At 64.2% G+C, this 21,577-nt stretch carries 17 protein-coding genes and 3 tRNA genes; 13 read left to right on the top strand and 7 right to left on the bottom strand.

All coding sequences use genetic code 11. From position 1 onward, the window contains the following. Positions 1 to 105 precede the first annotated feature (105 nt). From RF641_RS09220 to RF641_RS09200, 5 genes are all read left to right on the top strand, one after another. Positions 106 to 1,221 carry a YlbL family protein gene (locus RF641_RS09220; protein WP_120989207.1) on the top strand — a complete coding sequence of 372 codons (1,116 nt, stop codon included), beginning with the start codon at positions 106 to 108 and terminating at the stop codon, positions 1,219 to 1,221. Positions 1,222 to 1,433: 212 nt separating this feature from the next. Continuing rightward, positions 1,434 to 4,394 (top strand): UPF0182 family protein, encoded by a 2,961-nt coding sequence (locus RF641_RS09215; protein WP_424573031.1) that lies wholly within the window; start codon positions 1,434 to 1,436, stop codon positions 4,392 to 4,394. A 64-nt stretch (positions 4,395 to 4,458) separates the two neighbouring features. Continuing rightward, a tRNA-Met gene (locus tag RF641_RS09210) sits at positions 4,459 to 4,532 on the top strand. Between the two features lie 843 nt (positions 4,533 to 5,375). After that, positions 5,376 to 5,452: transfer RNA gene (locus RF641_RS09205), tRNA-Met, on the top strand. 184 nt (positions 5,453 to 5,636) lie between these two features. Continuing rightward, positions 5,637 to 5,713: transfer RNA gene (locus tag RF641_RS09200), tRNA-Met, on the top strand. 181 nt (positions 5,714 to 5,894) lie between these two features. Here the strand turns inward: RF641_RS09200 and RF641_RS09195 are convergent. Beyond that, a complete protein-coding gene (locus RF641_RS09195; protein ID WP_047119532.1) occupies positions 5,895 to 6,626 on the bottom strand; it encodes a PspA/IM30 family protein in 732 nt (243 codons plus the stop codon). A gap of 74 nt (positions 6,627 to 6,700) precedes the next feature. Beyond that, entirely contained in the window at positions 6,701 to 8,758 is a 2,058-nt protein-coding gene (locus RF641_RS09190) for a TPM domain-containing protein (RefSeq protein ID WP_424573030.1), read from the bottom strand. Positions 8,759 to 8,998: 240 nt separating this feature from the next. Between RF641_RS09190 and RF641_RS09185 the strand changes: the two genes are divergently transcribed. From RF641_RS09185 to RF641_RS09170, 4 genes are all read left to right on the top strand, one after another. Beyond that, positions 8,999 to 10,546: a S1C family serine protease gene (locus RF641_RS09185; RefSeq protein ID WP_047119530.1), complete on the top strand. Its 1,548-nt coding sequence runs from the start codon at positions 8,999 to 9,001 to the stop codon at positions 10,544 to 10,546. 199 nt (positions 10,547 to 10,745) lie between these two features. Continuing rightward, entirely contained in the window at positions 10,746 to 11,567 is an 822-nt protein-coding gene (locus RF641_RS09180) for an electron transfer flavoprotein subunit beta/FixA family protein (RefSeq protein WP_424573029.1), read from the top strand. A gap of 13 nt (positions 11,568 to 11,580) precedes the next feature. Then, complete coding sequence (locus RF641_RS09175) at positions 11,581 to 12,525, top strand: electron transfer flavoprotein subunit alpha/FixB family protein (RefSeq protein WP_047119529.1); 945 nt, start codon at positions 11,581 to 11,583, stop codon at positions 12,523 to 12,525. Next, positions 12,522 to 13,283 (top strand): PIG-L deacetylase family protein, encoded by a 762-nt coding sequence (locus tag RF641_RS09170; RefSeq protein WP_047119528.1) that lies wholly within the window; start codon positions 12,522 to 12,524, stop codon positions 13,281 to 13,283. Before RF641_RS09175 ends, RF641_RS09170 begins: the two co-directional genes overlap by 4 nt. 82 nt (positions 13,284 to 13,365) lie before the next feature. Here the strand turns inward: RF641_RS09170 and RF641_RS09165 are convergent, their stop codons facing one another. The 3 genes from RF641_RS09165 to RF641_RS09155 form a co-directional block, all read right to left on the bottom strand. After that, positions 13,366 to 13,971, bottom strand: coding sequence for an anti-sigma factor domain-containing protein (locus RF641_RS09165; protein ID WP_424573028.1), 606 nt, complete (start codon positions 13,969 to 13,971; stop codon positions 13,366 to 13,368). 121 nt (positions 13,972 to 14,092) lie between these two features. Further along, the gene (locus tag RF641_RS09160; RefSeq protein ID WP_424573027.1) at positions 14,093 to 14,554 is read right to left on the bottom strand and encodes a tRNA (cytidine(34)-2'-O)-methyltransferase; all 462 of its coding nucleotides are present in this window, start codon (positions 14,552 to 14,554) and stop codon (positions 14,093 to 14,095) included. Positions 14,555 to 14,596: 42 nt separating this feature from the next. After that, the gene (locus tag RF641_RS09155) at positions 14,597 to 15,496 is read right to left on the bottom strand and encodes a J domain-containing protein (RefSeq protein ID WP_160309085.1); all 900 of its coding nucleotides are present in this window, start codon (positions 15,494 to 15,496) and stop codon (positions 14,597 to 14,599) included. A 115-nt stretch (positions 15,497 to 15,611) separates the two neighbouring features. On the opposite strand from RF641_RS09155, the gene RF641_RS09150 reads away from it, so the two are divergent. Continuing rightward, positions 15,612 to 16,511, top strand: a complete 900-nt coding sequence (locus RF641_RS09150; protein WP_424573026.1) for a diacylglycerol/lipid kinase family protein — start codon at positions 15,612 to 15,614, stop codon at positions 16,509 to 16,511. Here the strand turns inward: RF641_RS09150 and RF641_RS09145 are convergent. After that, positions 16,508 to 17,245 (bottom strand): dihydrofolate reductase family protein, encoded by a 738-nt coding sequence (locus RF641_RS09145; protein ID WP_053798426.1) that lies wholly within the window; start codon positions 17,243 to 17,245, stop codon positions 16,508 to 16,510. The genes RF641_RS09150 and RF641_RS09145 overlap by 4 nt on opposite strands. Positions 17,246 to 17,262: 17 nt before the next feature. Then, positions 17,263 to 18,189, bottom strand: coding sequence for a dihydropteroate synthase (gene folP, locus RF641_RS09140; protein WP_053798425.1), 927 nt, complete (start codon positions 18,187 to 18,189; stop codon positions 17,263 to 17,265). A 115-nt stretch (positions 18,190 to 18,304) separates the two neighbouring features. Here folP and RF641_RS09135 point away from each other — a divergent pair, with 115 nt between their 5' ends. From RF641_RS09135 to mnmA, 3 genes are read left to right on the top strand one after another with little or no spacing between them, the layout of a single operon-like run. Beyond that, positions 18,305 to 19,111 carry a hypothetical protein gene (locus RF641_RS09135; RefSeq protein WP_424573025.1) on the top strand — a complete coding sequence of 269 codons (807 nt, stop codon included), beginning with the start codon at positions 18,305 to 18,307 and terminating at the stop codon, positions 19,109 to 19,111. A 29-nt stretch (positions 19,112 to 19,140) separates the two neighbouring features. Continuing rightward, positions 19,141 to 20,376: a cysteine desulfurase family protein gene (locus tag RF641_RS09130; protein ID WP_424573024.1), complete on the top strand. Its 1,236-nt coding sequence runs from the start codon at positions 19,141 to 19,143 to the stop codon at positions 20,374 to 20,376. After that, complete coding sequence (mnmA, locus tag RF641_RS09125) at positions 20,373 to 21,509, top strand: tRNA 2-thiouridine(34) synthase MnmA (protein WP_113606479.1); 1,137 nt, start codon at positions 20,373 to 20,375, stop codon at positions 21,507 to 21,509. Before RF641_RS09130 ends, mnmA begins: the two co-directional genes overlap by 4 nt. Positions 21,510 to 21,577: the final 68 nt, after the last annotated feature.

Below are 21,577 nucleotides of genomic sequence, written 5' to 3'. Positions count from 1 at the left end.
TATGCACGCTTCCTCATGAATTTCACAGCATCGCTTCAGTAGGGTTAACAGTAGCCTTGCCATTCTTGGCATTGCTGCATCAAACTTCGGTCAGGAGCAGGGTACGTGTACGAACAGGAACCAGTCATTTCAGCCAGCGACCCGGCTCCCACCGGCGCGCCTGGCAAGGGTTCCCCGGGAGTGCGACGCACCAGCGCCGGAATGGTAGCCCTGCTGCTCATCGGCGTGATGATGTTCCTGCCCACGAACTTCGTGATCCGCTCGCCGGGGCCGGTGCTCAACACCCTTGGCGAAGTCGACGGCACCGAACTGATCACCATCGAGGGCGCCAAGTCCTATGAGTCCGAAAGCACACTGGACATGCTCACGGTGTTCGTCCAGGGCGGCGGCACCAACCGGGTGACCATCCCGGTGGTGCTTGAGGCGCTGTTCAACCCGACGAAAGACATCGCCCCCGAGGAAACCGTCATCCCGCGCGGCGTGACTACCGATGAGCAGTCTGAGCAGAACGACATGCAGATGGTTTCCTCGCAGGACCAGTCGGTGGCCGCTGCGCTGACCGAGCTGGGCTACGACTTCAAGACGTGGCTGGATGTTGCAGGCTTCGCCACCGAGACGAACCAGTCGGTCCTCAAGGAAGGGGACCGGCTGCTGAAGTTCGAGGGCAAGGACATCACGTCGCTTGAGCAGCTGAAGGCTGACCTGGACAAGCACGGCGAGGCGCCGGCAACGATGACCATCCAGCGCCCCGGCGGCAAGGACAATGCCAGGCAGATGGACGTGGAAGTTTCCACGACGCTGGGGGACACGGGCAACCGGCAGCTGGGCGTGCTGCTGAACACCACCCATGATTTCCCGATCGACGTGAAGTTCGGAGTCGAGAACATCGGCGGCCCCAGTGCCGGCATGATGTTCGCCTTGGCGATCATCGACCGGCTCACCGAGGGATCCCTGGCCGGGGACCACCATATTTCCGGAACGGGAAGCATCGACCAGGCCGGCAACGTCGGTCCCATCGGCGGCATCGCCCAGAAAATGGTCTCCGCCAAGAAAGAAGGGGCGACGGTGTTCCTGGCCCCGGCGGAGAACTGCTCGGAAGTCGTCGGGCGAGTTCCCGACGGCTTAGATGTTGTCAAGGTATCGACGTTGCACGAAGCTCGCGAAGTCCTTGAAAAGGTCGCCGGCGGCGCAGATCCGGCCAGCATGGCGACCTGCGAATAGATTTAGCTGCGCATCACGGGAAGAATGTGGTGTAGGCAGCAAGACTGGTGCGTATCGCTCGCACGTGGATTAGGTACATGAGTTCTGACGTGAAAGCAGCGTCTGGGACACAAGGTAAGGAATAAATAGTGTCATACGGATCGGATACACCGTCCGGGGGCCCACCGCGGCCCCGCCAACCGCAGCAACCGTCCAGGCCCTCTGGCAAGAAGGTGTCGCCGCTGACTCTGACCATCTTCGCGGTGGTCATCCTGGTCGCGGTGTTCGTTTTCCTGTCCAATTTCTACGCAGATATCCTGTGGTTCAATCAGCTGGGCTACTCCGAGGTCTATTGGACCGAACGCATCGCCAAGGTGGTGATCTTCCTGATCGCTCTGCTCCTCATGGCCGTCCCGATGTGGTTCTCCATGCGCAGCGCCTACAAGCACCGTCCGGTGTACGCGCCGGACGGCGGGCGCGCAGACTCGATGTCGCGCTACCAGAGCCAGCTGGAGCCGGTGCGCCGTTTCCTGATGATCGGCATCCCGCTGGTGGTCGGCATCTTCGCCGCCGTGGCTGTCGCCGGCCAGTGGAAGACCATCCTGCTGTTCCTCAACCGCACCCCGTGGGGCAGCACCGATCCGCAGTTCAACATGGATCTGTCTTTCTTCATGTTCTCGCTGCCGTTCATCGCGCTGCTCAACGGATTCCTGATTTCGGTAGTCCTGCTCAGCGGTGTGGCCGGTCTGCTGACCCACTACCTGTACGGCGGCATCCGCGTTGAGGAACGCGGCGGCATCACCATCGGCAAGGCCGCGCGTGTGCACACCGCGATCGTGGTGGCGATCTTCCTGCTGCTGCAAGCCGTGAACTTCTGGATCGGGCAGTACGAAACCCTGACCGACCAGTCCGGCCGCGTGGCCGGTGCACTGTACCGCGACGTGCATGCGGTGATCCCGGCCCAGATGATCCTGGCGATCGTCGCCGTGCTGATTGCCATTACCTTCGTGATCGCCGCCATCACCGGCCGCTGGCGCCTGCCGCTGATCGGCACCGCCATGCTGGTGATCACCATGATCGTCGCCAGCGGCGTCTACCCGTACATGGTGCAGCAGTTCCAGGTCGTGCCTTCCCAGCGTGCGCTGGAAAGCCCGTACATCGAGCGCAACATCGAGATGACCCGACAGGCCTACGGCCTGGACGACATCGAGGTCACCCAGTACGACGCGACCGTGACCACCGAGAAGAACGCGCTGGCCGAGGAAACCGCGACCACCGCGAATATCCGCCTGCTGGATCCGAACCTGGTGTCCGCCGCCTTCGCGCAGCTGCAGCAGTTCCGCGGCTACTACACCTTCGCCGACACCCTGAACGTGGACCGCTACAAGGTCGACGGCAAGGTGGAGGACACCGTGATTGCGGCCCGCGAAGTGAATGTTTCGCCGACCGACACCTGGGTCAACCAGCACATCTCCTACACCCACGGCTACGGCCTGGTGGCCGCCTACGGCAACCGCGTCGCGGCCGGCGGCCGCCCGGACTTCATGCTTGGTGGCATCCCGACCAGCGGCACCCTGGCCAGCGACAAGGACTACGAGCCCCGCATCTACTTCGGCGAGAACTCGCCGCAGTACTCGATCGTCGGCGGCCCGGACGAGGGCTGGGACGACCGCGAGCTGGACCGTCCGAGCACCAGCGGCGACTCCCAAGACACCCGCTACACCTTCACCGGCGACGGCGGACCGAACGTGGGCAACATGTTCAATCGCATCGTCTACTCGCTGAAGTTCGCCTCCACCGACCTGTTGCTTTCGCAGGACGTTAACGCCGATTCGCAGATCCTCTACGACCGCGATCCGCGTGAGCGCGTCAGCAAGGTCGCACCGTACCTGACCTTGGATTCGAACGCCTACCCGGCGATCGTCGACGGTCGCGTGCAGTGGATCATCGACGGCTACACCACGTCGAACAACTTCCCGTACTCCCAGCAGCAGCAGCTGTCCTCCGCGGTCACGGATTCCCTGACCAACGCCCAGGACATCGATGCGCTCAACGGACGCGTGAACTACCTGCGCAACTCGGTCAAGGCCACGGTTGACGCCTACGACGGCTCGGTGAAGCTGTACGCCTGGGATGACGAGGATCCGCTGTTGAAGTCCTGGCAGAGCGTCTTCCCGAACACCATCAGCCCGATGTCGGACATGTCTGCGGAACTGATGGAGCACGTTCGCTATCCGGAGGACATGTTCAAGGTGCAGCGCGAGGTCCTTTCGACCTACCACGTTGACGATCCCGGAACCTTCTACGAGGCCAACGATGCCTGGGCCGTCCCGGACGACCCGACGACCGCGAACACAAAGGTCAAGCAGCCTCCGTTCTACATGTCGCTGAAGATGCCAACGCAGGACGAGGCATCGTTCTCGCTGACTTCGACGTTCATCCCGGCCAGCTCGGCCAGCGGCCAGCAGCGCAACGTGATGTTCGGCTTCCTCGCAGCCAATGCGGATGCTGGAACCAAGGCGGGCGTCAAGGCCGAGGACTACGGCAAGCTCAGGCTGCTGGAACTTCCGACGGACACGGCAGTGCCGGGTCCGGGCCAGGCCCAGCAGAACTTCGACACGAACACCAAGGTGACCCAGGAGCTCAACCTGCTTCGCCAGGGTGCCTCGGAAGTCAAGAACGGCAACCTGCTGTCGCTGCCTGTTGGCGGCGGTATCCTCTACGTGCAGCCGGTCTACGTCCAGTCCTCGGGTGCCACGAGTTACCCGACGCTGCGCAAGGTGCTGGTGGCCTTCGGTGACCAGGTCGGCTTCGCCGATACGCTTGCCGAAGCACTTGACCAGGTGTTCGGTGGCGACTCGGGCGCTGTGACCGGTGAAACCGGCGCCAAGCCTGGTGAGAAGCCAAGTGACGGCGACAATGGATCGAAGCCGACGCAGACCGACGCCCAGAAGCTCTCTGATGCTCTGAACGCCGCGAACGCTGCGATCAAGGCCGGACAAGAAGCCTTGGCCAAGAACGACTTCGCCGCCTACGGCAAGTCGCAGAAGGATCTGGAAGCCGCACTGCAGAAGGCCATCGAGGCCGATGCAGCTATCAACGGAACCCCTGAGAAATCCGAGACCCCGGCCCCGGAACAGGGCAGCGAACAGGGAACTGAATCGCCTGCCCCTACCGACGGGAACAACGGTTAATCCAGTTGGCACGAATGCCCGATTTGCGTTTCACTCCGCGATGATGCAATAATTGACTAGTCATCGCGGGGTGGAGCAGTTCGGTAGCTCGCCGGGCTCATAACCCGGAGGTCAGAGGTTCAAATCCTCTCCCCGCCACGAAAGCCAAAAAGACGGAAGCTTAAGCTTCCGTCTTTTTGCATTTCCGAGCGGTGGGTTCGCGCGATGCCCACGTCAAGGAGGCGGATTTTTCCGAGGTGCCGGTGGCCGTGCTCGGGGCGCTTCGCGCAGCTCAATACCAATGGAGCGCAGTCTTCCGGCCCGGTGCATCTCCAGGGCGGGCGGGTTAGGATCGGGTTCAATGCGGCTTCGGCTTTCAGTAGTCTGCGCAAGGTTCAGCAAATCAATCCATACCGCGAATCGCGCCCTGCTCATTTCCCACGTAAGACGCTGTTATCCGCCGAGCCATTGAGCGGCCGAGGCTAGCTGGAAGAACTCCGCAATGAATTCCATCCGGAATGCAGGGGAGTAGCGGTATCACTTACTGGCAGCGCACAAGCGCAGCCTTTGGCCGACTGCGCGCTACGGGGTGCGGAGGCGGCCGTGAGGCTCCCCGGCGCCGTTCTGCAGGGCGAAGGAGCAGCGTCAGGGGGTCGGAGGCGTAGGGGTGATCAGGCCCACCAGAGGAATGCGCCCCGACGTCCTGCTCACAGTTGCCCTGAGGCCCTTTTCGAGGACTTCTGTCAACAGCGGCCCTTGCCATACGGTTTCGGTTGACTCGACTCATGGCCTCGCTCCGGCTGTTTTCCATGATGGACGGGAGGGACAGTGGCCGCCGGCGGCCGGGTCACTGGTTGTATCGCCGCACACTTTTCCGCCAGAATCTGCGACATCATATTGCCGGCGTGAGCCCGATGGACACCTGAAGGCTGTCGGGTGATGAAAGCCACCGTCGCTCGATTCGCGATTCGGTTTCCCTGTTGGTAATGTTGTATTTACCGACGCGGGGTGGAGCAGTTCGGTAGCTCGCCGGGCTCATAACCCGGAGGTCAGAGGTTCAAATCCTCTCCCCGCCACCAAGGCAAAAGACGGAAGCGAAAGCTTCCGTCTTTTTTCATTTCCGGGCTGGCGGTATCGAACCCGGCCGAAGTCGATGTCCTGGAATATTCCACAGGGGAGTGTCCTCCGAGTTGCATGGTGATGGACGACACGGGTCCCGGATTCGCGTAAATGGTTACGCATTGGTAATGTTGTATTTACCGACGCGGGGTGGAGCAGTTCGGTAGCTCGCCGGGCTCATAACCCGGAGGTCAGAGGTTCAAATCCTCTCCCCGCCACCAAGGCGAATGGAGATCCGAAAGGGTCTCCATTTTGTTTTCCCGGCAAAGTTCACCGGACACGTGCCGGCAGGGTCGCACTGCGCCGGTTGGCTAAAACGGGAAAGGGGCTCGAGCCTGGCAAGACAATGAAAATGTCTTGCCAGGGCTCGAGCCCCTTTCCGGCGATCACGCCGGCAGGCGTCTAGCCTTCCAGCTGGCCGGTCTGCTTGGCCTTCAACGCTGCCAAGCGGGCCTCGACCTCGGTCTGCTCACCGAGATCCTCCAAGGACTCAAACTGTGCATCCAGGCTGGAGGACGCTAGCTCTGCCGCACCGCGGACCCGAGCCTCTTCGCGACGGACCTTTTCTTCGAAGCGACCGATCTCGCTGGACGGATCCATGATGTTGACGGCCTTGACCGCCTCATTGACCTGGTTCTGGGCGTGAGCGGCCTTGGAACGGGCGACCAGCTCATCGCGCTTGCTGGAGAGCTCGGTACGCTTTTCCTTCATCTGGTTCAGGCCGGTCTTCAGCTTCTCGACGATTTCACGCTGGGAAGAGATCGTCGGCTCAGCAGTCTTCATCTCCGATTCAGACTGCATCTGGCGCTGGATGGCCACCTTGGCCAAGTTGTCGAACTTGGCCGCATCGGCGGCGTTTCCTGCGCTGCGGAACTCATCAGCCTTGTTGGAAGCAGCTAAGGCCTTGTTGCCCCAGTCTGCTGCGGCTTGCTGGTCTTCCTTGTAATCGTCTTCGATCATCCGCAGGTTGCCGATGGTCTGGGCAATCGCCTGTTCGGCTTCGGCGATGTTGTCGTTATAGTCCCGAACCATCTGATCCATCATCTTCTGGGGATCTTCTGCGGAATCAAGCAGTGCATTGATGTTGGCCTTCGCCAGCTGGGAGATACGTCCGAAGATTGACTGTTTGGTCATGGTTGCCTCGTCCTGTCTGATTGATGATTATGAAATCGGGTCGTGCACACTTTGAAAAACACTTGGCCGACGGGCTAGAAGCTGCCGCCGCTTCCGCCGAAGCCGCCGCCGTCCCCTCCGCCGAAGCCTCCGCCGCCTCCACCGAAGCCGCCGAAACCACCGCCACCGAACATGCCGCCGTCGCCGTTGTTGCCGCCGCCGTGGCCGCCGTGGAGGATCGAATCAATGAGGATGCCACCGAGCACGGCACCGCCGATGCCGTCGAACATTCCGCCGCGTCCGCGGCCACGGCCTCCGTAGCCGCCGCCGAAGACGTCCCCGCCGCCGAAACCGTTGACGTCCTGTTCAGCCATGCTTGCGGCCTGGTCGGCCAGCTGGATCGCGCGCTGTGCTGACGCAACTGCCGCGGACGGATTACGGTTGGCCTGCGAACGAGCGTCGTCGTAGGCGCGCTGCGCTTCGGAAAGCCGGGTGCGCGCCGAGGAGCGGACGCCGCCGCGGCGGGCACGAATGTAGTCCTCGGTGCCGTTGATCCGCGATTCGGCCGTATGCAGCAGGCTCTGCAGCTGCTCGCGTGCGGCTTGCTCCTGCTCTGCCTGGTTGCGCAGATTGGCCAGCGACGTCGCCAGCGGCTTGCTTGCCTGATCAAGCTGGGCAATGAGGGCCAGTGGGTTGTGCTTGCTACCTATCGACTGCTTGATGTTGTTCAAGGCGCTGAGCACGCCGGCAACGGGACCGGCCAAAGCAGGCTGGGAACCGTTGTTCACCAACGCCTGCGCCTGGGCTACATCCCGCGAGGCGAGCGCTACCGCGGATTCCAAATCCGATTCTGCCTGGCTTAGAGCCGTCGCCGACTTGTTGATGGCTTCAAGCAGGACTTCTGCCTGGTCCTGAGCTTCCTCGGCGTTCTGGATCAGCAGCGCGGCGTTCGCGCGGTCGCTGCCCAGCTGCTCGGAAGCCTGTTTCAGCGCCGAGGCGGCGAAGCTCAAACGGTCAGAGGCCTGCTTGGCATTGTCCAGGATTTGCGAAACCGCGGACTGGTCGTACTTGTCGGTGAGCTGTTCGAGGATCGCAACCCGGGCAGAGAGCTGCTGATTCAGCGGTTCCTGCTCGGCGGCAACTTCGGTGATCCGGGTTTCTGCGTTCTGCTCCAACTGGCGCAGTTTCTTGAAATCCTCGGCATGCTTCTGCAGCGTCTCATTGACCTGCCCGCAGCGATTGATAATTTCGCCGAGCCATGAACGCTGGTCTTGTTCGGTGTCCGGGATGTCGTCATCCAGCTGCTGCTGAAGACGGAACGATTCGGACAGGTGCTGCTTGGCTTGGGCCAGGTCCTGGGTGAACACCTCGATGGACTCTTTGCCGTATTGGGCTTCGGCGAATCCCAGCTCCTGTTCGGAGGAGCGGATTGAGTCATCTGCAGCGACGAGCAGCTGGTCAGCTTGCCGGCGCAGCTGATCCAGTGGAACCAGCTGCTGTTGCGGTACGCCGGAGGATCCGGGGCGCTGTCCTGTTGGTAGCTGCGCTGACTTCGACTTTCCGCGGCGGCTCAACACCATGAAGGCGACGACAGCGCCACCGGCGATGACGATCATGACCCAGAAGAAGCTGAAGCCGGAGGAAGAATTGGAAGAACCGCTTCCGGCGATGGCTCCGCTGTCGACATTCTCAATACCCGCAATGGCGCCCTCTGCAACACCCAGCCAATCGTCGTCGCTCAAGGCAGGCAGAACGTCATTCGAGAAGATCTCTTGCCGGTACTCGTTCACCGGGCTGTTGTTGGAACTACCCAGGAATGCTTGGCGTGACTCGGTGCCGACCACCAAGATGACATCGTTCGTGCCCATGTTCTTCTTGTTGAAGACTTCCTTAGCCCAGTCTTGGGGATTCTCTGGATTAGTGAACTCATCGACATAGATAGCGAATAGGCTGTAACCAGTGTCCTTGCGCAGCTGCGAAATCTGGTCTTCCAGCTGCGACACATCTGAACCAAGTACGTTTGAATTGTCAACAACGAAGTCGCCGGGAGGTATCGTGACCGGAGATTCCGCCATGGCCGGCGATGTCAAACCCACCGCGGCCACCGAGGCCAATAGTGCTCCGGCCACTATGCGCCGAGCTTTGCTACTCATGCTTTCCCCACCTGAACTGCTATGTCGAACTAAAACCAAGGGTGAAACCCCGATTTGGTAAATACAGGAAGCCGTATTCACACTTCGATTTGATTCTATTTGCCCCAGTGAAGCACGTCTACGACATTCCGCTTCCAGAATAGTTACTCACAGGGCGTGCTAAGTTTGCGCAGTTTCATGCCACAGAACGCAACGGAATAATCGAATTCAAGAGATCCTAGAGTCGAAAGAGACGGAACAATGAGCCAGAACCCGAACGAGCCACGCGACAACACTGCTGGTGGCTCTGCACACTCGGGAAGCAATCCCGATGTCAATGTGCCGGCATCGTCTGAGCCGACAGTCAACCTTCCCCGGGTCGGCCAGAACCCCCAGGGCACCGATCAGCCGACCGCCGCCTACCCGCGCTCCAACCACAGCGAGGACGCAACTTCGGAGTACCAGCACGCCGGGGCAGGAAGCTCATACAACTACTCGAATGCCTCGGAGAACACGTCGAGCGCCGCCTATGGTTCGGGGTACTCCGCCTCGGACTCGCAGCACGTGAACTACCCGGTGCCGCCTGAACGCAAGCCATCGGGCAAGAAGACCTTCGCCGGCACCACTCTGGTTTCCGGCATGGTCGCCGCGGCCCTGGTCGGCGGCCTGGCCGCTGCGGGAACGACCTACTTCCTCTCGGACACGGGAAGCGGCAACGGCACCACCACCCCAGCCCCGCAGGCGGGGGTCGTGATCAACAATCCCAACTCCGTCACCGAAGTCACTGCGGCAGCCGCCAAGGCCAGCCCCAGCGTGGTGACCATCGAAGTTTCCGGTGGCGGTTCCAGCGGATCGGGTTCGGGCATCATCCTGGACAATGAAGGCCACATCCTCACGAACACCCACGTGGTGACGCTGGGCGGCAAGGTGGCTGACCCCGACATTTCGGTGCAGACCAATGACGGACAGGTCTACAGCGCGAAGGTCGTCGGCACCGACCCGATGTCGGATCTGGCTGTGATCAAGATCGATGCCAGCAACCTGGTACCGGCAACCCTCGGTAGTTCCGCGGACCTGAACGTCGGCGACACCTCGGTGGCCATCGGCGCACCTCTGGGATTGAGCGGCACGGTGACCGACGGCATCATCTCGACACTGAACCGCACGATTTCCATCGCATCCTCGGCAGTGCCTGAGAACACCGCGCCTGAAAGCAACGGCGACAACGGAAGCCAATTCAACTTCCAGTTCCCCGGCGAAGAACAGCAGCAGCGCTCGGCCGGCACCATCTACGTCAACGTCATCCAGACCGACGCGGCCATCAACCACGGCAACTCGGGTGGTGCGCTGGTCAACTCCAAGGGCGAAATCATCGGCGTCAATGTCGCCATCGCCTCGGCCGGCGGCACCGAGGACTCCGGTTCCATCGGCGTGGGCTTCGCCATTCCGATCGATTACGCCAAGCGCATTGCGAACGACCTGATCGCCAACGGCACCGCCACCCACGGTTTGCTGGGGGCCACCGTCCAGGCTACGGCAGGAGCCAAGGATTCATCCGGCGCCGCGACCACCTCCTTTTCGGTAGGCGCGACCATCGTCGATGTCACCAAGGGTTCGGCTGCGGACAAGGCCGGGCTGAAGTCCGGGGACGTGATCACCTCGGTCAACGGCCGAGCGGTCCGCGACTCGCAGACCGTCACGGCAGCGGTCCGCGAGGTGCCGGCCGGTGGCGAAGCGAAGATCACGTACCTGCGCAACGGGCAGGAGAATACCGCAACGGCCACTGTGGGTTCGTTGAGCAGCAACTAAATATGACTCCAAGAGTCGTCATATTGTCATTGTGAGACACGTGACGCGGTCTGGTGATTAACCAACCGCGTCACGTGTTGTTCTCTGAGCGATAAACGGCAACGGGGTGGCCGTTGGTGGATACGATAGAGGCAGATGAAAACTTCCGGCGCCAGATGCCCTGCGCGGCCGGATTCCTTATACTTCGAGGAAGGCGCGAATGAGCGACGCGAGCACTACGCCACTGACCATCGTGGTCTTGGTCAAACATGTCCCAGATGTCCAGTTTGACCGGCATATCGACCAGGAATCCCTGCGGCTGGACCGGTCGGAGTCGGTTCTTTCGGAACTGGACGAGTACGCCGTGGAGGCGGCGCTGGCCCTCGTAGAGGACAACGGAGGGTTCGCGGCGGGTCACCAGGTCATCGCGGCGACCATGGGAGCAGGCAGCTCGGTGAATTCGGTCAAGAAGGCGCTGCAGATGGGCGCCTCCTCGGGGCTCCACCTGAATGACGCAGCGCTCCGCGGTTCGGACGCCGTGGCTACCTCCAAAGCCCTGGCGGCGTTGGTGCGCCACGTGCCCAATGTGGATCTCGTGGTCACCGGCATGGCATCCACCGACGCCGAAACCTCGGTGGTTCCGGCGCAGCTCGCCGAACTGCTCGGCTTCGCCCAGCTGACCCATGCCGCCTCGGTGGCCTTCGATGCCTCGGCCCGCGAGCTGACCGTCGACCGCGAGCACCTGAATCAGCGTGTGACCCTCAAGGCAGGCCTTCCTGCCGTACTGTCGGTCACCGATCAGGCCAACGACCCGCGCTACCCGAACTTCAAGGGCATCATGGCCGCGAAGAAGAAAAGCATCGAGGAAGTCGATTTGGCCGGTATCGGCCTGGCTGCGCAGGAAGTCGGGGCTGAGGGCTCCACCACCTCGGTGCTGGCCGCCGAGCAGCGCCCGGCCCGGCCAGCCGGCACCATTATCCATGACAGCGGCGAAGCAGGCATTGCCCTGGTCGACTTCCTGGCCGCACAGAAGCTGATCTAAGGACCTATTGAACATGTCTTCTGCACTTGTATTTTTCACCGACCTCAGCGCCGCACCCGGCAAGGCGCAGCGCGAGCTGCTGACCTTGGCCTCGCGCTTCGGGACCGCTGTGGTGGCCGCCGCCACCGAGATTTCCGCCGAGGCCCGCGAGGCCATCGCGGGCTACGGCATCGGCACCGCCTTGCAGGCGGCCAATCCGGGGCGGGGATTCGGCGAGCATGAGCTGGCAGTGCTGGATGCCGCACTGCAGCACACCGATGCGGACCTGGTGCTGCTGGGCAACGACAGCTTCAGCCGCGAACTCGGCGCACGCATCGCGGTACGCCGCAATGCCGCCATCGTCACCGACGTGATCGACGTATCCGCCGAACTGATCGCCACCAAGGATGAGCTCGCCGGAAGCTACACCGCCAGCGCGAAGTCCACCACCGGCGTGCTGATCGCCGCCGTCAAGCCCAACAGCATTGAGGACGCACCGGCAGGCTCCGCAGGCACCGTGCAGGTCACGGATCTGGTCCTCGGCGACGCGGCAGCGCCGAAGGTGAGCATCGTGGCCGTGGAGGAGAAGGTCGCCTCGGAACGTCCGTCGCTGAGCGAAGCCCGCGTGGTGGTTGCCGGCGGGCGCGGCGTCGACGGCGACTTCGGTCCCCTGGAAGACCTTGCCGACGCGCTGGGCGCCGCCATCGGCGCTTCGCGCGCCGCGACCGACGCCGGGTGGATTTCCCATGACGCGCAGGTGGGCCAGACGGGCGTCACCGTGTCGCCGCAGCTGTATATCTCTGCCGGAATCTCCGGGGCGATCCAGCAGAAGGCCGGAATGCAGACTAGCAAGTACATCATCGCAGTGAACAAGGACGTCGACGCGCCGGTCTTCGACATCGCGGATCTGGGGATCGTCGGGGATCTGGCCAAGGTGCTGCCGCAGGCCGCCGCGGAGATCAGGCGCCGCCGAGCATGATCGATACAACCCAATTCATCACTGCCCAAACCGAACGGGTTCTGGCCTTCGCCGCCCACCCGGACGACCTGGACTTCGGCGCGGCCGGAACCATCGCCGCGCTCACTGCGGCCGGTGTCGAGGTGCAGTACTGCATCATGACCGACGGGGACGCTGGCGGATTCGACGAACGCGACCCGCAGGAGACCGCGCGCCTGCGCCACCTGGAGCAGACCGTGGCAGCCTCGAAGGTCGGCGTGAGCACCGTGCACTTCCTCGGTGAGCGCGACGGCTTTCTGGAGCCCACCCATGAGGTCATCCGCAAGGTGGTGCGCCTGATCCGCCAGGTGCGCCCCACCATCGTGATGGCCATGCACCCCGAACGCAACTGGGACCGCATCCAGCGCTCGCATCCGGATCACCTGGCCTGCGGCGAAGCGGTCACCCGGGCGATCTACCCGGCTGTGGAGAACCCCTTCGCCTACCCGGAACTGGTGAGCGACGAGGGCCTGAACGCGTACAAGGTGCCTTGGCTGTGGCTCTACGGGGCTCCGCGCGAGAGGGAAAACGGTTTCGTGGACATCACGAAGTTCTTCGAGCAGAAGATGGATGCGCTGCGGGCTCATTTCACCCAGCATCCCGACGTCGCCTCCATGGAACGCTTCGTGGAGCACCAGTGCCGGACGAATGCCGAACGCGGGGGGCTGCCAGCCGAAGCGCTGGCCGAATCCTTCCACCTGGTCGCCGTGAACGCGGACGACACGATTTCGGGCTTCTAGCGTCGGAGATCATCAAAGCACAAAACGCGAGGCGCGTTCCCGAAAGGGAACGCGCCTCGCGTTTTGCGGTCTTGGACGGCGTCTAGTCGTCCGCGCCCGGGGCGTTGGCGCCGCCGGCGCCGTTGTCCTGGGCGTCCGGAACCTCGGAGGCGGCCGGATCCAGCGGCAGGTCCACCGAAGCCTCGGTGTCCTCCGACGGAGCCGAAGGAATCGCGGATCCTTCGACAGTGATGTGTATGGCCAGGACATCGCTGGCCGGGGTCAATCCCGCATCGACGTCGTCTCCGGTGGACGAGGCGACAACGGAAACACCGGTTTCCTCATGGACGGCCCACACGACATACTGCTGGCCGTCGGCAAGACCCGGCAGGCTGGTCAGTTCCACGCCGATGGCGTCTTCCGATTCGGAGGAGCTGAGGACGGCCTGGCCGCCGTTCTTGAGCTGGATGGTCTGCGTCACCGCGTCGTCGGCCTTCGCAGCCTTGGACGCCTTGGGGCCGCCGCTGAGCAGCGAGAAGACCACGAGAGCGAGAACCGCAACGATCACGACGCCGACAACACCGAGGATCCAGCGCTTCGGCTTGGAGCTCCTCTCGGCGCGTGAACTGCTGGCCACTTGGTCAACCAGGTCTAGACCCAGGTCGTCGTCCTGGGGCTCGTCGCGGTGCTGGGAATGGCTACCGTTCATTGTCTTGGTTTCTCCCGGGGTTGTGGTCAAAGTTCAATACCTGCTGATCCGCAGGCACATATCGAGCCTACTTTATAAAGATTGGGTAAACCTGTATACGTGGCCGTACTTCGCTGGTACTTTATGCTCCGGCAAAGCCGTGCTGGCGCCACGCCTCGAAGGCCACGATGGACGCAGCATTAGCCAGATTCAGCGAGCGGCGGCCCGGGAGCATGGGAAGCTTGACCAGGTCGGTGACGCGGGGATGCTTCTTGTCCTCGGCGCTCAGGCCCACCGATTCCTTGCCGAAGAGCAGGATGTCGCTCGGCTCGTAGCTGATATCGCTGTAGATGGTCTGGCCTTCGGAGGTGTAAGCGAAGACCCTGCCTTCCCCGAGAGCTTCGAAGACGGCCTCGAGATTTTCGTGCACGGTCACGAACGCCAGATCGTGGTAGTCCAGGCCGGCGCGACGCAGGTTCGCGTCCTCGAAGTTGAATCCTAGGGGTTTGACCAGATGCAGTTCTGCACCGGTGATGGCAGATAGTCGGATGGCATTGCCCGAGTTGCCGGGAATTTCTGGGGCATTGAAAACGATACGAAACACACTTCCAGTTTAAGGGGTGCGAGCGCAGATCGATTCATCGGCCTAGTACATGCCGCCGATCAGCCGGGCGAGGACTTCGCGGTCCACGACATTCGGAGAGGGCCCGGAGCCGAGGAACAGCTTGAGCTCGCGCACCAGACCCGCCGCATTGAGCACGTTGGCGGAGCTGGCGAGCGAAGGCTGGGCATTGCGGTGGTACTCGATCACCGGTTCGTGGTGGTTCCCGTTGGAAGCCAGGACCAGCGTGTAGGCGGCGACGTTCATCTGCATGAAGGCCCGCTGCATGCCTGAGATCTGGATTTCCGGGGGCTGGGTCATCTTGTTGCCGTGCCGCAGCACCGAGCCGTCGAAGGCGTAGTAGCCCTCAGGCAGGGTCATCGTGTTGATCACTGCCATCCGGTATCCGGCGGTCAGCACGTGGTCGTAGTGGCCGCCGTTGGGGGAGCGCAGCCCGTTGACCAGGCGTGCCGCCGGGAGCACGTTGAGCACGTTTCTGCTCAGCAGACTGATGGTCGTGGCTTCGCGTTGCAGCCTCGAACGGGAACTGAACAGTCCACGCTTGCGCGGTTCCCCGTGCATCCGCTGCGCGGATCGCTTGGAGTCCAGGGTGGTGAAGTTGACATCGTCCAGCGGCGGAACGTACTCGGTGGGCAGCTGGGCCTTGGGCTGCTGCGGCGTGGTGCGCAGCCGCTCGTCGTACTGGCGGGCGCTGAAGCCTGCCCGCGGCGCCTGGCCCGGCGCCTGGAAGCTGCGCTCGAAGGAGTCATCGGACTGCTGGTCGCTGAGTTGCTGGAACGCGCGCTGGACTTCCTTGAAGGCGTCTTCGCTCCCGCCCAAGTCCGGATGCGTGGCACGGGCAGCCCTGCGGTAGGCAACCTTGATTTCTTCCATGCTTGCCGTGCGGGATACGCCAAGGATTTCATGGGGGCTCGGCGAGCTCATAGTCAGGCAAGTTCCTTTCGAGGCGGCGCATTGTCGCCGACCCTCTCTATGGTATCGAAAGACCTGTGGCCAATGCTTTTCGAAACTGTACGTTCGCTGAGTATTGTCTATAGGCATGGCCACCCAGCAACGCTTCGAGCGCCTTCAGATCGTTTTCCACTCCGTCTCGGGCAGGGGACTGGGATGGCGCCGCGCCAGGCAGTTGGCCGGACGGCTGGCGGATGCGGGCACCGTGGCGCACCTGCTCGACGTCTCCTCCCAGCCGACGGCGCGGATCGCCGCGCAGCTGAAGTCCGCGGACGCAGTGGTGGTCGTGGGCGGTGACGGGCTGATCCACCACGTGGTGCAGGTCCTGGCACGAACCGGGATTCCGCTCGGGATCATCCCGGCGGGCAGCGGCAACGATACCTGGCGCATGCTCCGGGACGCCAATCCGGCGCAGTCGATGGACCGGGTCGCCGCATTCATCGCCGGGAGCGCTGCAGCGCACCCGGTCGACCTGTTGGAAGTCGAATTCGACGAGGCCCCGCAGATCGTGCGGCTGACTGTCGGAGCGATCTCCTGGGGATTCGAGGCAACGGTCAACGCCCGCGCCAACCGGCTGCCGCGCCGGCTGGGTTCGCTGCGCTATGTCGCCGCGCTGCTGCTATGCATCCCGAAGCTCAAGGCCTTCTGCACCGAGGTCGACACCGGCGGGCTGGAGTACCGGGGACCGGCGTTGGCCGCGAGCATCGCCAATATCCGTTCGCTGGGCGGCGGCATCACGTTGTTCGCTTCGGCCGAATTCGACGACGGGCTGGCGGACCTGTCGCTGGTGCGCGGCGAGCGGATCGCCCCGGTGCTCAGGCATGTACCGCGGATACTTGCCGGGAGAAACCATCCGTTCCGGGTCGCCGTCAGGGCGAAGGCATTCCGCGTGGAGACCTCGGAAGACTGCTACGCCGACGGTGAACTGCTGGGCCGCGGAGCATTCAGCGTGCGGGTTGCTCCCGGCGCACTGCACCTGATGCGCTAGCGGTCGGCGCGGTACTCCGCGAACAGCATCGAGTCTTCCTCCAGCAGGGTATGCAGCGTCAGGCTGCGCTGCTGCTCGCTCTGCGAGCGGGCGATGCGCGACCCCGCGCCGGCGGCCAGGACCGGGGAGTAGCTCACGCACAGGGAATCGACCTGGCCGGCGGCGACGAATTGCCCGAAGATGTGTGGTCCGCCCTCGGCATGGATGGCCTGCAGGCCCCGCGAATCGAGGTCGGCGACGATCTGCGCCGGGTCCGGGCCCTGGCCGTTGTCCGCGACCTGGACCAGCTGGACATGCTCCGGATAGCTGTCGCGCTGCTGCCCGGTGACCTGCTCGCAGGTGTAGAGCAGCACCGGCCCGGGCGAGGACGTCAGCACCTCGGCGTCCGGGGCGATGGACAGATGGTAGGACACGATGGCGAGCACCGGGTGGGCGCCCAGCCCGCGGGCGGTGCGCCAGGCCTGGTCCGCGTCGGAGACCAGCGGGCCGGCGTACCCCTCGGCGTGGACCGTGCCGGAGCCGACCAGCACCACCTGCGCCGGACGGCGCAGGAGGTTGAAGATCCTTTGGTCCCCGTCGGAGCCGAGCGCTGCCGACAGCCCGCCGAGCTGCGCGCTGCCGTCGACGCTGGAGACGAAGTTGAAGCGGACGAACGGCCGCCGGGTGCTGGCGTAGCGGGAGAGCAGATACTCGTCGTCGACGTGGTCAATGGGCTGGGGCAGCAGGGCTCGCATGGATCTCCTCGGATGCTCTAGGCGCTGGCTTTGCGTTCGGGATGCGCCGGGGGATTGACGTCTCCCATATTGTGGATCTGCCGCACCGGCTGGCGCCAGCCCTGGGCGGCTTCGATCAGGCGCACGGTCTGCACGGATTCCGGGATGTTGTGCATCCGCAGGATCCGCGCCCCGCCCATGGCGCACATCGTGGCCGCGACCATGGAACCGAGCATGCGCTCGGACTTCGGCAGGTCCAGGGTCTCCCCGATGAAGTCCTTGTTGGACACCGCCGCCAGAGCCGGGTAGCCCAGTTCGGCGATGGCCTGGAAACCGGCGGTCAGATCGAGAGTATGGCGGGTGTTCTTGTTCAGGTCGTGCCCGGGGTCGACGATGAGCTTCGAATCCTTGATGCCGACGTCCTTGGCCAGCTGAACCTTGTCCTGCAGGTAGCGGCGCACCTCGGCTAGCACGTCGTCGTAGTGCGGGCGGGGGTAGGTGGTGCGGGGCTTGGCCAGCGAATGGGTCAGCACCAGGTGCACGTCGTTCTCGGCCACCACCTTGGCCAGCTCGGGGTAGGCCAGGCCGGTGGTGTCGTTGATGACGTCGGCGCCGGCGTCGATGGCCGCCTGCGCGACCAGAGGGTGGAAGGTGTCGGCGGAAATCACCACGTCGCTGTGGCGGCGCACCTCGCGGATGACCGGGACCACGCGCTCCGCCTCCTCCCGCCAGGGCAGTTCCGGTCCCGGGGAAAACGGCACCCCGCCGATGTCCACCCAGTCCGCCCCGGCCTCCACCGCGCGCAGCGCCGCCGCCACCGCCTCGTCCAGCCCGAACGTCGACCCGGCGTCGTAGAAGGAATCCGGAGTGCGGTTAATCACCGCCATCACCGCGATCCGGCGCGAGAAATCGATGCTCCGGCGGGCGAACTGGTGAACCGGGACCAGCAGATCTGGCAAGTACATCGGTGGCGGCTCCCTTGAAGTGGCTGGCTGACGGGTTCGGACCTACTTCATCATTCATATCACTGCACCGGGCAAAACCCGTGGTGGCAGGCGTTCGGCTCGGTAGTCTTAGGACATGCAGTTTTCCCATGTATCCGCTGAATACGGCCAATGGATCATCGACGCCTGCGCCGATGCCGACCCGCTGACGGTCACCGCCCAGGTGCCGGTCGGCTATGAACGCTATGCCCGCATCCTGCATCCGGCGCTGGACGAGGAGGACCGGCAGGTGCGCTGGTCCACCGTGGCCGCCAGCCGCCACCACGTGCTGACCGCTGCGGACCTGTTTGAAACCGTGGCCGGACTGGACGCCCAGGGCAACCCGGTTGCCGAGGACGCCTGGGTCGACACCGACCTGCCGCTGGACGAACTGCCGGCGAACCAGTGGAAGGACCTGGCCCTGCAGCTGATCCAGGCCAGCGGGAAGCAGGACTTCGTGCTGGGCCTCTGGGCGGGCTATGCCTTCATCGAGGGCGGGGAACGCATCCAGATCGAGATGGAACCGGATCCTGCGCTGAACGACGAGCAGAATGCCGCGGCCCATGCCGCCGCGCTCGCCGAGGCGCAGAAGCCCGCCTTCGCGGCTCAGGATCTGGCCCCCGGTCCGCTGGACCTGGGCGGCGGCTACCGCAACTACCACCTCTTCCAGGCCGACGCGGCGTTCCTGAGCGACCCGCTGTGGGCGAAAACCGCGGCGGGGGAGCAGCGCCAGCGCCCCGCGCTGGTGTTCCCCGAGGACCGTTCGTGGATGCTGTCCACCGAGCCCTATGATGACTGCACGTTGGTCGGCGGGCCCACCGCGCTGATCGAGGCGATCTTGAAGGATCCGGGCCTCGAAGCCATCGAGGTCGGGCAATTCACACGGATCGGCCATTCAAACTAGGTGCGCGAAGCTCGTACCATGGAAGGGATATGAATACTTCCGCCGTATACCTGGACCACGCGGCAACCACGGACATGACCCCGGCGGCGCTGGCCGCCATCACCGCCCAGTTTGCTGCCACCGGCAACCCCTCGTCCCTGCATGCGGCTGGCCGTCGCGCCAACCGCGTGGTCGATGATGCGCGCATCGCGATCGCGGCCGCGGCCGGCGCGCATTCCAGCGAGCTGATCTTCACCTCCGGCGGCACCGAATCAGACAACCTGGCGATCAAGGGCCTGTTCTGGAACCGCGTGGACTCCACCCCCGCGGCGCGGATGATCCTGGTATCCGGGATCGAGCACCATGCGGTGCTGGACACCGTCACCTGGCTGGCAGAGCACGAGCAGGCCGAACTGTGCTGGATGCCGGTGGACGCCGACGGCGTGCTGGACCTGGACGGCGTGCGCGCCCTGCTCGATGAGCACCACGAACGCATCGCGCTGGGCACCATCATGTGGGCCAACAACGAGGTCGGCACCGTGCAGCCGGTCCCTGAATTCGCGGCCCTGCTGGCCGGGTACGGGATCCCCGCGCACAGCGACGCGGTGCAGGCTTTCGGCGCGGTGCCCACCGACTTCGCGGCCTCGAAGCTGGCGGCCATGTCCATCAGCGCCCACAAGATCGGAGGCCCGGTGGGCATCGGCGGACTGCTGGTGCGCCGCGACGTGACCCTGATGCCGGTCCAGCATGGCGGAGGACATGAACGGAAAATGCGTTCGGGAACGCTGAACGCGGCCGCCGCGGCAGGCTTCGCCGCGGCCGCCACGGAAGTCGCGGAGCACCTCGCCGAGGAAGCCGCGCGGCTGAGCGGGTTGCGCGAATACGCGGTGCAGCGGATTTCGCAGCTGGTCCCCGAGGCGGTGCTCAACGGCCCGCGCGACGCGGAGAACCGGGGCGCCCGGCTACCGGGGAACCTGCACTTCACCTTCCCCGAATGCGAGGGGGATTCACTGCTGTTCGTGCTGGACATGCTGGGGATCGCCTCCTCCACCGGATCGGCGTGCACAGCCGGGGTCCCGCAGCCCTCCCATGTGCTGCTGGCCATGGGCCGGGATGCCCGGTCGGCGCGCAGTGTGCAACGTTTCACACTGGGGCATAGATCCACCCGGGCAGACGTTGACGCATTATTGGAAGCCTTGCCGCAGGCCTATGAGCGGGCGAGGAAGGCTGGAATGGCAGCCGATGAAAGCAGCATCCACACGGCAGGAACGGGTTTTACGCGATGAAGGTACTAGCAGCAATGTCCGGCGGCGTGGACTCGGCGGTCGCCGCGGCCCGTGCGGTCGAGGCCGGCCACGACGTGGTCGGCGTGCACCTGGCCCTCTCGCGCATGCCCGGAACCCTGCGCACCGGCTCGCGCGGCTGCTGCACGGTGGAGGACTCCAACGACGCCTGGCGCGCCTGCGACAAGCTGGGCATCCCGTTCTACGTGTGGGATTTCTCCGACCGTTTCGCCGAGGACGTGGTGGACGACTTCGTTTCGGAGTACGAGGCAGGCCGCACCCCGAACCCGTGCATGCGCTGCAATGAGAAGATCAAGTTCGCCGCCCTGCTGGAAAAGGCGCTGGCCCTGGGCTTCGACGCGGTCTGCACCGGCCACTACGCCAAGGTGCTGCGCGACGAGCAGGGCAATCCGGAACTGCACCGCGCCGCCGACTGGGCCAAGGACCAGTCCTATGTGCTGGGTGTGCTGACCCACGAGCAGCTGGAGCACTGCATGTTCCCGCTGGCCGAAACCCCGTCCAAGGCCGAGGTGCGCGCCGAGGCGGCCGCCCGCGGCCTGACCGTGGCGAACAAGCCGGACAGCTACGACATCTGCTTCATCCCCGACGGCGACACCCGCGGCTGGCTGGCCGAACGCATCGAGATGAAGCCCGGCGCGATCGTCGACCACGAGGGCAACGAGCTCGGCGAGCACGCCGGAGCCCAGGCCTTCACCGTCGGGCAGCGCAAGGGGCTGCGCCTGGGCCGCCCGGCTGCGGACGGCAAGCCGCGCTTCGTGCTGGAGATCCGCCCGAAGGAAAACAAGGTCATCGTCGGCCCGGAGGCCCTGCTGGCCGTGGACCAGCTGCGCGGCATCCGCATCTCCTGGGCCGGACTGCCCATCGGGGAAGTGGCCAGCGGCGCCGAATTCGACTGCATGGTGCAGGTGCGCGCCCACGGCGACCCGGTCGCCGCGGTGGCCCACATGGAACGCTCGGCCGAGGGCCGCGACGAACTGGTGGTCAACCTGCCCGAAGGAATGCGCGGCGTCGCCCCGGGCCAGACCATGGTCGTCTACCAGGGCAGCCGAGTGCTGGGCCAGGCGACCATCGACTCCGCCCGCTCCAGCGCCTGGGATCCGGCGAAGGTCGGATAACGCGCCCCAAGGATTGCGCTTCACGAGCGATGGCCCCGGCCTGCGCGAAACCTCAACGGGTTTCGCGC

The sequence above is a fragment of the Arthrobacter sp. 'calajunan' genome (assembly GCF_046940185.1).
In the GTDB taxonomy this organism is placed as follows: Bacteria; Actinomycetota; Actinomycetes; order Actinomycetales; family Micrococcaceae; genus Glutamicibacter; species Glutamicibacter soli.
The sequence above is the reverse complement of the archived record's forward strand: the minus strand, read 5'-3'. Positions and strand labels throughout refer to the sequence as shown.